Source organism: Pseudoalteromonas sp. 2CM36K (assembly GCF_023161865.1).
In the GTDB taxonomy this organism is placed as follows: Bacteria; Pseudomonadota; Gammaproteobacteria; order Enterobacterales; family Alteromonadaceae; genus Pseudoalteromonas; species Pseudoalteromonas tetraodonis.
The window spans coordinates 57,776-71,723 of the sequence record NZ_JALNTK010000006.1 but is presented as its reverse complement, the minus strand read 5'-3'; the positions used below and the strand labels follow the sequence as shown (position 1 = coordinate 71,723).

Here is a 13,948-nt window from a genome sequence, read left to right as displayed (position 1 = left end):
CCCCTAAAAGTTCACTGATTGTTTAATTGCGGCCATTACTTTTAATGCATCTGGAACATATTCTTTTTCGAGCGCCAGCGGGTATGGCGTATCTAGACCACAAACACGTAAAATAGGCGACTCTAAATGCAGAAAACACTCTTGAGCGATGGTTGCGGCTATTTCTGCGCCAAAGCCGTTGGTAATAGGTGCTTCATGACTAACAATAAGTCGGCCTGTTTTAGTCACTGATTTAGCAATCGTTTCAACATCCCACGGTAAAATACTGCGAAGGTCAATTACTTCACAGCTAATGCCCTGTTCACTGGCTTGTTTTGCCGCTGCTTCTATAATTTCCATTTGTGCACCCCACGCTAGTAAAGTAACGTCAGTACCCTCTTGAACCACTTCAGCTTTACCAAGTTCAATGCTGTAATCTTCTTCAGGCACTTCACCAGTTGAAGCGCGGTATAAACGTTTGGGCTCAAAAAATAACACCGGGTTGTCGTCTTTAATACACGCACGCAGTAAGCCTTTAGCTTGGTACGGGTTACGCGGCACGACAATTTTTAACCCTGGCGTGTGAGCAAAGTACGCTTCTGGCGATTGCGAGTGATACAAACCACCAGCAATACCGCCACCGTAAGGTGTACGAATCGTTAGATTACCCACATTAAACTCATTACCACTACGATAACGAAACTTAGCAGATTCATTCACTATTTGGTCAAACGCAGGAAAGATGTAATCAGCAAATTGAATCTCTGCCAATGCAGGTGCACCAAAGGCTGCCAAACCATTAGCAAAGCCTAAAATACCTTGCTCTGTGAGCGGGGTATTGAATACGCGATGCTTACCGTACTTTTCTTGTAACCCTGATGTTGCTCTAAAAACACCGCCAAAATAACCCACGTCTTCACCAAAAATACACGCTTGAGGATGTTCATTCATGGTGATATCTAAAGCAGAATTAATTGCATGTAGCATGTTCATTTTAGCCATTACTTAATTCTCCCTGCTGTTGTTGGGTAGGCGTCTGGATGTGCTTTTATGTGCGTTTTAAGTTCATCATATTGACGTTGTAGAGATGGAATTGGCGTATCGTAAACATCTGAAATTAGCTCTTCTAACGCCGGCTTATCAATTACTTCAGCACGTTTGAGTGCCGCTAAAATATCATCACGAATTGTTTCTTTCGCTTTGATATCTTCTGCGTCATCTAACCAATTTTGTTTTACTAACCATTTTCTAAATCGCTCAATTGGGCATGTTTTATAGTTTGCTTCTTCATCTTTTGAACGGTAACCGCTTGGATCATCTGATGTTGAATGCGCACCTAAACGATACGCTATCGATTCAATTAATACCGGTTCACCTTGTGTCGCAGCAATTTTGCGAGCTTTTTTAGTTGCCGCGTAAACGGCGAGCGCATCACTGCCATCAACACGAATGGTTTTAATACCATAACCCACACCACGCGATGCAATCCCATCGCCTTTAAATTGCTCATCGGCTGGGGTTGAAATAGCATAACCATTATTACGTGCAAAAAAGATAACCGGTGCTTTATGTACTGCAGCCATATTTAAGCCTGCATGAAAGTCACCTTCTGAAGCAGCCCCTTCACCAAAATAACAAATAGTAACGTTATCAATAGTACTTGCTAGTTCACCTGTTTTAGCATCAATGTGTTTTACTTTTTGACCATATGCGTAACCCGTAGCCTGTGGAATTTGTGTTCCCAAAGGTGATGAAATGGTCATGTAGTTAAGTGCTTTAGAACCATAATGAATCGGCATTTGACGGCCTTTACCTAAATCTAATTCATTAGAAAACATTTGGTTCATAAATTGATCAAGGGTAAATCCACGGTAGTGCAAGGCTGCTTGTTCACGATATTGCGCCATGATCATGTCATCTTGTTCAAGGGCTGCAGCAGAGGCTGTTACCGCCGCTTCTTCCCCTAAACATTGCATGTAAAAGCTGACGCGGCCTTGGCGTTGAGCACCCTGCATACGTTCATCAAGCAAACGAATAAAACGCATGGTTTCGTATAATTTAATAGCGGTGTGTTTAGAAATATCAGGTGCAGGAGCACTAGGATGAATGTCGCCGTCCTCAGTTAAAATACTCAGGGTTGGAATATTAAGTGCGTGGCCATCAATAAACTCAAGCTCATGATTAATATTCAGCGATACGTTATTGGGATTACTCATAACCTACCTTCTTTTGTTGTCGGTATCACAGCGCCCCTTTGGATTATTATTATGGGTGATAGTTGCTGAATAAACTTTGCAACATCTGCACTGTATTTAATTAAAGCTGCCAACACTTTACGTTAACGTAAAGTGTTATTCAACAAAACTGTGACCAAACAAAAGTAAATAATGAGCAAAAAACTGGCAAGTTAACTATACATATAATTAACCACTTATTAATCAGCTGGTTAAGCTTTCATAACAAGTGGTCTGATGTGTTGATTTAGCTAAAGCGGCTATCCACTTGCATAGGGACTACCGTGAGTAATGCACGTTGCCCAATGGCAACCTGTGCGTTAGGAAAAATAATTGCTTCTCCTTCTACGTCGGCATATATGGCATTATCGCCATCGGTGGCTAAAAGCTCACCCTTTGCAAACCCTGTAAAATTCTCGGCATCGTCAGAAAACGGAAAACTAAAGTTTTGCTCTGTGCGGTTAATAGTACGATGAACAGAAAACAACTCAAAGTCGCTTGCATTAAATTCTGGGTATTTTACTTCTTTTTGGCTAATTAATGCAGTTAGAGTTTGTTTTGTTTTTGCAAAGCGTGACATGTCGTTTTCACCAAAGGGTTTCACTTGCCCAAGCTCCACAGTAAATGAGTCAGCCCCATGCACAAACGACGAATAGTAGCTAAACGTGGTAGCAGGCGACTTCATCATCAATACTGTATTTACACCACAGCTTAATAAGAACTGCAGTTGCGACTTTTTCCAAGGCTTGCCATGTAAGAATGGGTAAACAGCAAATTTTTCGTTTTTAGAACCGCGTATAGCGGTATGTAAATCATAATGACAGCGATACGTACCCTGCTCTGAACGCGCATAAAAATCGCTAACATATTGCTCAAGTTTATCAGCGCGAACGCGTTCGTCGTTCATCGCTATACCATCAACAGTGTGGTGGCCGTTAAACAAGCGGTTTAAGTTCTCTTCTACAAATCGTTTACCAATATTAATTGACTTAGGATTACCAAAAATAAATAAAACACGCTGTTGTAATTTAAGTTGCCCACTAATAATGTGTTTAATGAGTTCATCGCAAATTTCAATGGGGGCTGTCTCATTGCCATGAATGGCACTGGATAGCACCACATTTTTTGACGTAATACAATCTGGTTCAAACTCAATCACTCCGGTATCGTGAATGGTTACTTTAGTCTGGTTGTTAAGCGTAAACTGACCTGCCTCTAAATGCCATTCATGGTTTCGCGAAAGCGTTAAAAAATCACCATCTTGTTTTAATTGATTAATATATTCTGCAGTGGCTGACATACCGATAAAAGCCCTTTTTTTTTGTAAATTATAGATACAAAAACGGCTGATAAAATCAGCCGTTTTTAGTTGTAATTGCATATTAGCTAATCACTGAATCAACCAGTTTTTTAGCTTCTTTTTCTAATAAGGTTAAGTGCTCTTCGCCTTTAAATGATTCTAAGTAAATTTTATAAATATCTTCTGTACCTGACGGACGCGCCGCAAACCAGCCGCTTTCAGTTACCACTTTTAGCCCACCAATAGCTGCATTATTACCTGGCGCATGAGTTAGCTTTTGTAAAATAGGCTCACCCGCTAAGGTATCTGCTTTTACGTCATCAGCACTGAGTGCTTTTAATCTCGACTTTTGCTCAGGCGTTGCTGGCGCATCTAGGCGTTTATAAAGTGGCGCACCAAACTCTTGCTCTAGTTCTTTATACAGCGCAGACGGGGTTTTACCCGTAACTGCAAGAATTTCAGCGGCGAGCAACCCCATAATAAAGCCATCTTTATCTGTACACCAAACCGTGCCATCAAAACGTAAGAAAGCCGCACCAGCGCTTTCTTCACCACCAAAGGCCAATTTGCCTTTGTTTAAACCCTCAACAAACCATTTAAAGCCAACGGGTACTTCTTTTACTTTACGCTTGTTGCGCTCAGTTACTTTGTCAATCATTGAGCTAGAAACAAGGGTTTTACCGATTTCAACACTGGCATCCCAATCACGATGCGTTAGTAAATAGTCAATCGCTACGGCTAAAAAGTGATTAGGATTCATTAACCCATCTGGTGTTACTATGCCGTGACGGTCATAATCAGGGTCATTACCAATCGATAAATCAAAATCATCTTTAAGGGCAATTAAATTAGCCATTGAATAAGGTGATGAGCAATCCATACGAATTTTGCCATCTTTATCAAGCGGCATAAATGCAAAACGCGGATCAACACTGTCATTAACGACCGTTAAATCTAAATTATATTTTTGCGCAATCACTGGCCAAAAGTTAATGCCTGAGCCACCTAATGGATCAACACCAATCTTGATGCCTGCATCGCTAATCGCTTTTAAATTAATAATGTTTTTTAAATCATCAATATAAGGCGTCATTAAGTCTTCGTAGCGAATAAAACCAGAACGTGAAGCTTTAGCAAAAGGAAACAGTTCTACTTCAACTAAGTCTTCTAATAATAATTGATTGGCTCTGTCTTCAATCCATTTTGTAACGTCTGTATCTGCAGGACCGCCATTGGGCGGGTTATATTTAAAACCGCCATCTTCTGGTGGATTATGAGATGGAGTCACTACAATGCCATCGGCAAGCTCATTTGGATGATTTTTATTATAGCTAACAATAGCATGGCTAATAACTGGCGTTGGAGTAAAGTCACCATTTTCTTGGGTGATCACTTGGACTTCATTAGCAACCAACACTTCAATTGCTGAGTTAAAGGCCGCCTCGCTCAGTGCGTGGGTATCTTTACCTAAAAATAACGGACCAAATATATCGTTCTGTTTTCTGTAATCACAAATAGCTTGGGTAATTGATAATATGTGTGATTCGTTAAATTTTACATCGTAGGCACAGCCTCGATGCCCTGAGGTGCCAAATGCAACACAATGCTCGGGGTTTTGCTCTAAGTCAGGCTCATTTAAATAATACGCAGACACTAACTTTGGTACATTCACTAAAGCCGATTGTGGTGCAGTTTTACCTGCGCCGGAATGAATTGCCATGGTCTTTCCTTAAAGATAATCACGAATTTTTTCAGCTTGCTCGTTGCTATAGCCTAAACTAAGTGCAACTTCATGCAGCATCATTTTTTTACGCGTGGTATTAGAATTGGTCATCACCCAATATTCACTGTCAGTGATATTTTTTGGGTTCATACTACTACCGCTATTCACTAAGTCTTCTTTACTGGTCGCAAAATAAACACGATCTCGACCTTTAATATCTAGCACCGCAGAGAAATCTGTTTTATGGGTTCGATAAAATGCACTTAAAATAAATAAGAAACGACCTACAACGCCTTTTTGCATCGCCAATTCTTCTTTATTTAAAATATTAAATACGTTTGCATTTTTTTTATTTACCGGCGGTTTTGCCACTTGGGTTGGCTGTTCAACGTCTGCTATTGGTTGTTCTAATGGTGAATTAGACACACTAACGGTTTCATTTTTATGATCAGTGTCTTGTTTAGTGGTGTTAATTTTTTCGCCGTTAAGATTTAATAAACGACGTAAAATAGTGGATGCACTCTCACCAATACTCTGTGTGTTGCTTGCAATGTACTGATATAACTCGTCGTCTATGTCGATTTGTTTCATGTTCTTCCTGTCATTACGGGTCACATTTTTCTTTCGATATGATTATACCCAAATCACCTCAAGATGCGAGCGTCGTTGGAATTAAAAGCGATTTAGGCAAGACATTATTACAAATAATAGTAACTCCAGTTTTAAAACCTATGACGAGTATAAATCACTTTTAAACCCTCACTGCCTTAACATATAAATAATTAATATCGACCAAATAATCAGGGAGCTAGGTATATTTGTACATAACGTTTAAATAATATCTGTATTTTTTGCTTTTTAGGGTAATGCTCGGCAAACTATGCGCAAAATTGAAGGAGACGTCTATGCAATTAAATTACAAACAAATTGGTCAAGGTCCAAATGTTATTTTGATCCATGGACTGTTTGGCTCTTTAGAAAACCTTAATGTGATTGCAAAACCATTAAGCGAGCATTTTTGTGTAACCAACGTTGATTTACGTAATCATGGCCTTTCCCCCCACAGCGATGAAATGGATTATACTGCAATGGCTAATGATGTTGTTGAATTAATGACGGCATTACACATACAAAAAGCGCATCTGGTTGGGCACTCTATGGGCGGCAAAGTGGCGATGCAAATAACACTGAACCATACTGATTTAGTCGATAAACTAGTGGTTCTTGATATTGCGCCTGTGAGCTACCCTGCGCGCCATACTCAAATACTTGAGGCTTTAAATGCAGTAAAAAATGCAGATATTAGTGATAGAAAGCAAGCTGATTTAGTAATGCAACCGTATATAGAGGAGTTAGGTGTACGTCAGTTTTTATTAAAAAGCTTATATAAAAATGATGATGGGCACTTTGTTTGGCGGTTTAATCTACCTGTGCTCGATGATAAATATTCAACTATTATCGCAAACATTAATGCAAATAATTCTTGTTTGTGCGAAACTCTGTTTATTAAAGGTAATGACTCTGACTACATTTTAACCGAGCATCGCGAAGCGATTAATGCGCTATTTAAAAACGTCAGTGCAAAAATTATTCATGGTGCGGGTCATTGGTTACATGCCCAAAAACCACAGGCTGTAAACAAAGCAATCAATGATTTTTTAACTGCAGTTTAATGTTATTTTTATGGCGTGTTTTTGATTTATCACACTAAATAATTAAAGATTTATGTGCTATAGTACGCGCCGTCTAATTTAAAGGTTATACGTCGATGGTCAGTCAGTTTATTAACGAATTTGATACCTTAGGGTTGTATTTTGGCTTAGCAGGTATTTTTATTTTTATCGGCTTGGCAATTAAAGACGTACTGAAAAGCGGCAATGTGCCTAAATTTGGTCGTTATATTGTGTGGCTGGTACTCTTTTTAGGTTGCTCTGGCTTTATTGCCAAAGGACTTATTCAGGTATTTTGGCAAGGTGCGGGTGTAGGTTAAGCATGGCCAAGTCAGAAACAGATAGAACAACGCTTGATTTATTTGAATACGAGAAACGTCCAGGTAGACCTAAAACGAATCCCCTTCCTCGGGATATGCAGTTAAAGGTTAATAAACGTAATCAAATAAAAAGAGATAAGGCACGTGGTTTAAAGCGTGTTGAATTTAAAGTTTCGTCACAGCTGTATCAGGCACTGAGTGATATGGCAGATGCACAAAATATTAGCCGCAGTGCGTTGATCGAAACAATTTTACAAGAAAGATTGGCTATTGATAGATAAAAGGTTTAAATCCATGGCAAGTGTAGGCATTTTTTTCGGAAGTGACACAGGTAACACAGAACACGTAGCAAAAATGATCCAAAAAGAATTGGGTAAAAAGCTCGTTGCTGTGCATGACATTGCAAAAAGCTCTAAAGAAGAGATTGCTGAGTTTGATCTGATCTTATTCGGTATTCCAACTTGGTACTATGGTGAAGCGCAATGTGATTGGGATGATTTTTTTCCTGAACTTGAAGAAATAAGCTTTGAAGGTAAATTAGTGGCTATTTTTGGCTGTGGCGACCAAGAAGACTATGCAGAATACTTCTTAGATGCTATGGGCATGATTAACGATATCGTAACAGAACGTGGCGCTATTGTTGTAGGCCATTGGCCTACAGACAGTTATGATTTTGAAGCATCAAAAGCCATGGCTGATGACAAGCATTTTGTTGGTTTAGGTATTGATGAAGACCGTCAGCCAGAATTGACTGAGCAGCGCGTTAAGCAATGGTGTGCTCAGGTATATGATGAAATGTGCTTAAGTGAGTTAGCAGATTAATCCCCCCTTTTTAATGCTAACTGTTTAAAATATTATCAAACAGTTAGCATTTTCCGCGTTAATATTGATATAGATCACTTGTTCTTTGCACTTCCTGCTAAGGCACGTTATCCTAACTGTTATTGTGACGAGTACATCTTGCAAGATGTCTAGTATAACTAAATAAAATTGAGACAGATTTAATGACTGATCATAACTTGGAACTTAAAAAAGCCGGGCTAAAGGTAACTTTACCGCGTATTAAAATTTTAGAGATTCTTCAATCTCCAGATAACCAACACATAAGCGCTGAAGATGTTTACAAGGTTTTATTAGATCTAGGCGAAGAAATTGGTCTTGCGACTGTTTACCGTGTTTTAAATCAATTTGATGATGCAGGAATTGTGAGCCGTCACCACTTTGAAGGCGGTAAGTCAGTATTTGAACTTTCTGGCAGCACTCACCATGACCACTTAGTGTGTTTAAAATGTGGCAAGGTTGTTGAATTTGAAGATGATTTAATTGAACGTCGTCAACTTGAAATAGCTGAAGAAAACGGTATTAAGCTGACCAATCACTCTCTTTACCTATATGGCGAATGTGAAGATAAAGACGTGTGTAAAGCGTTTGCGCAAAGCAATAGTTAAAAGCCTATTTAGTTTAATAAAAAAAACCTGCGATTAAGCAGGTTTTTTATAACTATAAAATAGAGCAATATTATTTGTGCTCTATTTTAGCCCACGAATCACGTAAGCCAACCGTTTGGTTAAATACCAGGTTTTCTGATTTAGTATCACGTGAGAAATAACCGGTACGCTCAAACTGAAAACCTTGTGCAGGTACAGAATTAGCCAATGAAGGTTCAAGTTTAGCATTAGAAATAACCACTAATGAGTCTGGGTTTAACGTGCTTTCAAAATCCTCTGCGGCTGCAGGGTTAGGCACACTGAATAAACGGTCATATAAACGTACTTCAGCTGTCACTGACTCAGGCGCAGATACCCAATGAATAACCCCTTTTACTTTACGACCATCGCTTGGATTTTTACCCAATGTTTCAGGATCGTAAGTACAGTAAATAGTGGTAATTTCACCATTGTCGTCTTTTTCAACACGCTCTGCCTTAATCACATAAGCACCACGTAAGCGTACTTCTTTATCAAGTACTAAACGTTTGAACTTATTGTTTGCTTCTTCGCGGAAATCTTCACGTTCAATAAAAATTTCACGGGTAAAAGGCACATCACGACGACCCATTTCTTCTTTATTTGGGTGATTAGCAACTGACAATGTTTCAACAGTATCGGCTTCATAATTCTCAATCACAATTTTCACTGGATCAAGTACAGCCATTGCACGCGGAGCATTTTCGTTTAAGTCATCACGGATACACGCTTCAAGCATGCCCATTTCAACCATATTTTCCTGCTTAGTAATACCGATACGCTGACAGAATTCACGCACAGATGCCGGTGTATAACCACGACGACGCAGACCCGCAATGGTTGGCATACGCGGATCATCCCACCCTTCTACGTGCTTATTAACCACTAAGTCATTAAGCTTACGCTTTGACATAATTGTATATTCAAGGTTTAAACGTGAAAACTCAATTTGTTGCGGGTGACATTCAAGGCTGATGTTATCCAATACCCAGTCATATAAACGACGGTTATCTTGGAACTCTAACGTACATAATGAATGAGTAATGCCTTCAAGTGCATCAGAAATACAATGCGTGAAGTCGTACATTGGGTAAATGCACCACTTATCCGCTGTTTGATGATGATTAGCAAAACGTATACGGTATATAATTGGATCGCGCAGCACCATAAATGAGCTGGCCATATCTATTTTAGCGCGAAGGACACATTCACCTTCCTTAAATTCACCGTTACGCATTTTTTCAAATAATGCGAGGTTTTCTTCAGGTGATGTTTCGCGGTATGGGCTGTTTTTACCAGGCTCTTTTAATGTACCACGGTATTCGCGAGCTTGATCAGCAGTTAAGAAACAAACATACGCTAAGCCTTTATTAATAAGCTCTACCGCATAACCATAAAGCAGATCAAAATAGTTTGACGAATACTTAATCTCACCATCCCAATTAAACCCTAACCACTGTACGTCTTCTTTAATTGAATTAACGTAGTTAATATCTTCTTTTTCTGGGTTTGTATCGTCAAAACGAAGGTTACATAAACCGTTATAGTCTTTGGCGATACCAAAATTTAGGCAAATTGATTTTGCATGGCCAATATGTAAAAAGCCATTAGGTTCAGGTGGAAAACGGGTATGCGTTGTGGCATGTTTTCCACTTGCTAAATCTTCATCAATTCGGGTTCTAATAAAGTTATTTGGGCGATTCTCGATTTCCGCCATAGGATTATAAACCTCTGTATATTGCGTGATAACAAAACTACTGCATTATTACAAAAACCAACCTTAACATACAGTAATAGATGCGGGTTTATGCAGTTATTACCAAAGTTTGTTAGATAAGGGATAGTTTATGAGCAAAATTTGTTTTAGCGCAATATTAAAGTCATTAAAGCGATTTATAGTAAATGAATAACCCCAACTTAAAGGAACGAAGATGGCCTCATTAAATCAACAGCGCATATATATTCCAAGTAATGCACGTGCAAATCATTACTTATTAGCTGAAATTACACCTAATGACGATTTTTATAAAAACTTCACTAATATAAATACTTGCTATGAACGAATTGCGCGCCAGTTATTTGCATTATGTGATGAATATGAACTGCATAATGTCCATTTACTCGCAAATGACAAACTCCCCGTGGTGAGATTTCATGATGAGTCTTACCAACTTGAAACCGATAAGCAAATGTTGTTTTTTTATAACCCTCGTTACCATGAAGCGCATAAACTACATCACACACAAAATCAGCAAAGTAAAAAAATACGCCTATTGTTTTTAGCTACTGGTGAAGATATACGTGCCCACTCTGCGCAATTTCATACCAATGTACAAAAAGTATTGAGTCATTTACAAGATCAGTTATTTTTAGACCAGCCAAGCTTTAAGCTGCGCGATCATCAACATTTAACCTATGATTTATTCGCTAAAGAAAAAGGTAATAAAGAAAGCTATGGATATAAACTAAGAAGTTTATACCCTCGTTATCAGTCCAGACAATGCGCGATACCTAGTAGCCATGCTGAAATGACTTATGTCACCTTCTCTATTCCCGTGTCACGTAATATTAAAACGCAGTTTCAGAGTGAAATTAACAGCCAGACTTACCAGCCATTCTACTTTCACTTTTCAAAACTATTTACCCAGTTATGTGAAGATAATAAACTCACGCACGCTGCGATGGTTGCTAATGGCGCAATGCCAATAATTCGCAACAGCCAAGTAGATCGAAATGAGGGAAATGAAGAACTACAAAAAATTAGTTTTGATATAGAAGATTCAGCGCCACAAATGAAAGTATTTTTTGATGAAAATAAACTAGTAGAGACGCTGCATTTTGTCATTGTAGCAGCTGAGCATAATAAACATGAAATTGGCTATGGTCGCTTTATGAACCAAGTAGAAAAAACTATTCATGGCTTATGTGATGAGTTAGCAATTAATAAACAACGCCAAGATTTAGCTGTACGCTTTTTTCAGCATATCAGTTACCCGTTTTAAAATTAAGGGCTTTATGCTCTTGCTATAAATAACAAAAAGGCTCGCAATTGCGAGCCTTTTTTAAAGAATAACCGCTGATTACCAGCCTGTTTTTTCTTTAAGTGCTTTACCGATATCAGCAAGTGAACGTACAGTTTTTACGCCCGCAGCTTCTAATGCAGCAAATTTCTCATCAGCAGTACCTTTGCCGCCTGCGATGATTGCGCCAGCGTGACCCATACGCTTACCTTCTGGTGCAGTAACACCAGCAATGTAAGAAACAACAGGTTTAGTTACGTTAGCTTTGATGTACTCTGCAGCTTCTTCTTCTGCAGTACCACCAATTTCACCAATCATTACGATTGCTTCAGTTTGGTCGTCTTTTTCGAACATTTCTAAAACATCGATAAAGTTAGTACCTGGGATTGGGTCGCCACCAATACCAACACACGTAGACTGACCAAAACCAGCATCTGTAGTTTGCTTAACCGCTTCGTACGTTAAAGTACCAGAGCGAGAAACAATACCTACTTTACCAGGCTTGTGGATGTGACCAGGCATGATACCAATCTTAGTCTCACCAGGGGTGATAACACCTGGACAGTTAGGACCGATCATACGTGTACCTGTTTGATCTAGTTTAACTTTAACGTCAACCATATCAAGTGTAGGAATACCTTCAGTGATACAAACAATTAGCTCGATGCCCGCATCGATTGCTTCTAAGATTGCATCTTTACAAAAAGGTGCTGGTACGTAGATAACTGATGCAGTTGCGCCAGTTGCTTCTACAGCGTCACGTACTGTGTTAAATACTGGAAGACCAAGGTGCGTTTGACCGCCTTTACCTGGGCTTACACCACCAACCATTTGTGTACCGTACTCAAGCGCTTGCTCTGAGTGGAAAGTACCTTGACCACCAGTGAAACCTTGACAGATAACTTTTGTATCTTTATTGATTAATACAGACATTATTTGCCCTCCGCAGCAGCAACAACTTTTTCAGCCGCGTCTGTTAATGATTCAGCAGCGATGATGTTTAGATCAGACTTAGCAAGTACTTCACGACCTAGTTCAGCATTAGTACCTTCTAAACGTACAACTACTGGTACTGTTACACCTACTTCTTTAACTGCGCCAATGATGCCTTCTGCAATCATGTCACAACGAACGATACCGCCGAAGATGTTAACTAAAACAGCTTTAACGTTGTCATCTGAAAGGATAATTTTGAATGCTTCAGATACACGTTCTTTCGTTGCACCGCCACCAACATCTAAGAAGTTAGCTGGCTTGCCACCGTGTAGGTTTACGATGTCCATAGTACCCATTGCTAGGCCTGCACCATTAACCATACAACCTACGTTACCATCAAGGGCTACGTAGTTAAGCTCGAAGCTTGCTGCGTGAGCTTCACGCGCATCTTCTTGAGATGGATCGTGCATTTCACGGATTTTAGGTTGACGGTAAAGTGCATTACCATCGATACCGATTTTACCATCTAGACAGTGAAGGTTACCTTCATCTGTGATTACTAGCGGGTTGATTTCAAGTAATGCAAAATCGAAATCGTTGAACATATTACCAAGACCCATGAAGATCTTAACAAACTGTTTCATTTGCGTTGGATTAAGACCCAATTTAAAACCAAGCTCACGTGCTTGGTAAGCTTGAGGACCTACTAATGGATCGATCTCAGCTTTGTGGATAAGTTCTGGTGTTTCTTCAGCAACAGTTTCAATTTCAACGCCGCCTTCAGTAGACGCCATGAACACAACTTTACGAGAAGCACGGTCAACAACAGCACCTAGGTACAGTTCGTTAGCGATGTCAGTACAGCTTTCTACTAAAATTTTAGCAACTGGCTGGCCTTTCTCATCTGTTTGGTAAGTAACTAGGTTTTTACCTAACCAGTTAGCTGCAAACGCTTTAACTTCGTCGATAGTTTTAACTAGCTTTACACCACCAGCTTTACCACGTCCACCTGCGTGAACCTGAGTTTTAACAACCCACATATCGCCGCCAATCTTTTCAGCAGCTGCTGCAGCTTCTTCAGGTGTATCGCAAGCGAAACCTTGAGAAACTGGTAAACCATATTCGGCAAAAAGTTGTTTTGCCTGATACTCATGCAAATTCATGATGCTTTATCCAATTTTTTATATTAAAAGAGTTGAATATTTATGCAAATAAACAACTATCCCAAATTGCATGCCTAGTATAGATCTCATGGCGCTACATGAAAACCCCAGTATGACCATAGGCACAAAAAAAAAGC

Annotated in this window: 14 protein-coding genes; 6 read left to right on the top strand and 8 right to left on the bottom strand. The window is 39.4% G+C overall.

The window, feature by feature from the left end; all coding sequences use genetic code 11:
- Positions 1–3: 3 nt before the first annotated feature.
- The 5 genes from MTN97_RS05235 to seqA form a co-directional block, all read right to left on the bottom strand.
- A complete protein-coding gene (locus tag MTN97_RS05235; protein ID WP_013464999.1) occupies positions 4–981 on the bottom strand; it encodes an alpha-ketoacid dehydrogenase subunit beta in 978 nt (325 codons plus the stop codon).
- The gene (locus MTN97_RS05230) at positions 981–2,195 is read right to left on the bottom strand and encodes a thiamine pyrophosphate-dependent dehydrogenase E1 component subunit alpha (protein ID WP_013465000.1); all 1,215 of its coding nucleotides are present in this window, start codon (positions 2,193–2,195) and stop codon (positions 981–983) included. Before MTN97_RS05230 ends, MTN97_RS05235 begins: the two co-directional genes overlap by 1 nt.
- A gap of 265 nt (positions 2,196–2,460) precedes the next feature.
- Positions 2,461–3,513 carry a succinylglutamate desuccinylase gene (gene astE, locus MTN97_RS05225; protein ID WP_214553197.1) on the bottom strand — a complete coding sequence of 351 codons (1,053 nt, stop codon included), beginning with the start codon at positions 3,511–3,513 and terminating at the stop codon, positions 2,461–2,463.
- An 82-nt stretch (positions 3,514–3,595) separates the two neighbouring features.
- Positions 3,596–5,233 (bottom strand): phosphoglucomutase (alpha-D-glucose-1,6-bisphosphate-dependent), encoded by a 1,638-nt coding sequence (gene pgm / locus MTN97_RS05220; protein WP_248473834.1) that lies wholly within the window; start codon positions 5,231–5,233, stop codon positions 3,596–3,598.
- A gap of 9 nt (positions 5,234–5,242) precedes the next feature.
- A complete protein-coding gene (seqA, locus tag MTN97_RS05215; RefSeq protein ID WP_036982615.1) occupies positions 5,243–5,827 on the bottom strand; it encodes a replication initiation negative regulator SeqA in 585 nt (194 codons plus the stop codon).
- A 314-nt stretch (positions 5,828–6,141) separates the two neighbouring features.
- Here seqA and MTN97_RS05210 point away from each other — a divergent pair, with 314 nt between their 5' ends.
- The 5 genes from MTN97_RS05210 (at position 6,142) to fur (ending at position 8,674) form a co-directional block, all read left to right on the top strand.
- Positions 6,142–6,909, top strand: a complete 768-nt coding sequence (locus MTN97_RS05210) for an alpha/beta fold hydrolase (RefSeq protein WP_248473833.1) — start codon at positions 6,142–6,144, stop codon at positions 6,907–6,909.
- Between the two features lie 95 nt (positions 6,910–7,004).
- A complete protein-coding gene (locus MTN97_RS05205) occupies positions 7,005–7,226 on the top strand; it encodes a DUF2788 domain-containing protein (RefSeq protein ID WP_008113777.1) in 222 nt (73 codons plus the stop codon).
- A gap of 2 nt (positions 7,227–7,228) precedes the next feature.
- On the top strand, positions 7,229–7,507 hold the full coding sequence (gene ybfE, locus MTN97_RS05200; protein WP_008113775.1) for a LexA regulated protein: 279 nt from the start codon (positions 7,229–7,231) through the stop codon (positions 7,505–7,507).
- 13 nt (positions 7,508–7,520) lie between these two features.
- Entirely contained in the window at positions 7,521–8,048 is a 528-nt protein-coding gene (gene fldA / locus MTN97_RS05195) for a flavodoxin FldA (protein ID WP_036982610.1), read from the top strand.
- Between the two features lie 182 nt (positions 8,049–8,230).
- Positions 8,231–8,674 carry a ferric iron uptake transcriptional regulator gene (fur, locus tag MTN97_RS05190; RefSeq protein ID WP_036982608.1) on the top strand — a complete coding sequence of 148 codons (444 nt, stop codon included), beginning with the start codon at positions 8,231–8,233 and terminating at the stop codon, positions 8,672–8,674.
- 70 nt (positions 8,675–8,744) lie between these two features.
- Here fur and glnS read toward each other — a convergent pair whose 3' ends face one another.
- A complete protein-coding gene (glnS, locus tag MTN97_RS05185; RefSeq protein ID WP_248473832.1) occupies positions 8,745–10,409 on the bottom strand; it encodes a glutamine--tRNA ligase in 1,665 nt (554 codons plus the stop codon).
- A gap of 214 nt (positions 10,410–10,623) precedes the next feature.
- Here glnS and MTN97_RS05180 point away from each other — a divergent pair, with 214 nt between their 5' ends.
- Positions 10,624–11,694, top strand: a complete 1,071-nt coding sequence (locus tag MTN97_RS05180; protein WP_248473831.1) for a DUF3083 family protein — start codon at positions 10,624–10,626, stop codon at positions 11,692–11,694.
- Positions 11,695–11,772: 78 nt separating this feature from the next.
- Here MTN97_RS05180 and sucD read toward each other — a convergent pair whose 3' ends face one another.
- Together sucD and sucC are read right to left on the bottom strand one after the other, a co-directional pair.
- Positions 11,773–12,645: a succinate--CoA ligase subunit alpha gene (sucD, locus tag MTN97_RS05175; protein ID WP_024603036.1), complete on the bottom strand. Its 873-nt coding sequence runs from the start codon at positions 12,643–12,645 to the stop codon at positions 11,773–11,775.
- The gene (gene sucC, locus MTN97_RS05170; protein WP_008464053.1) at positions 12,645–13,811 is read right to left on the bottom strand and encodes an ADP-forming succinate--CoA ligase subunit beta; all 1,167 of its coding nucleotides are present in this window, start codon (positions 13,809–13,811) and stop codon (positions 12,645–12,647) included. Before sucC ends, sucD begins: the two co-directional genes overlap by 1 nt.
- Between the last annotated feature and the right edge of the window lie 137 nt (positions 13,812–13,948).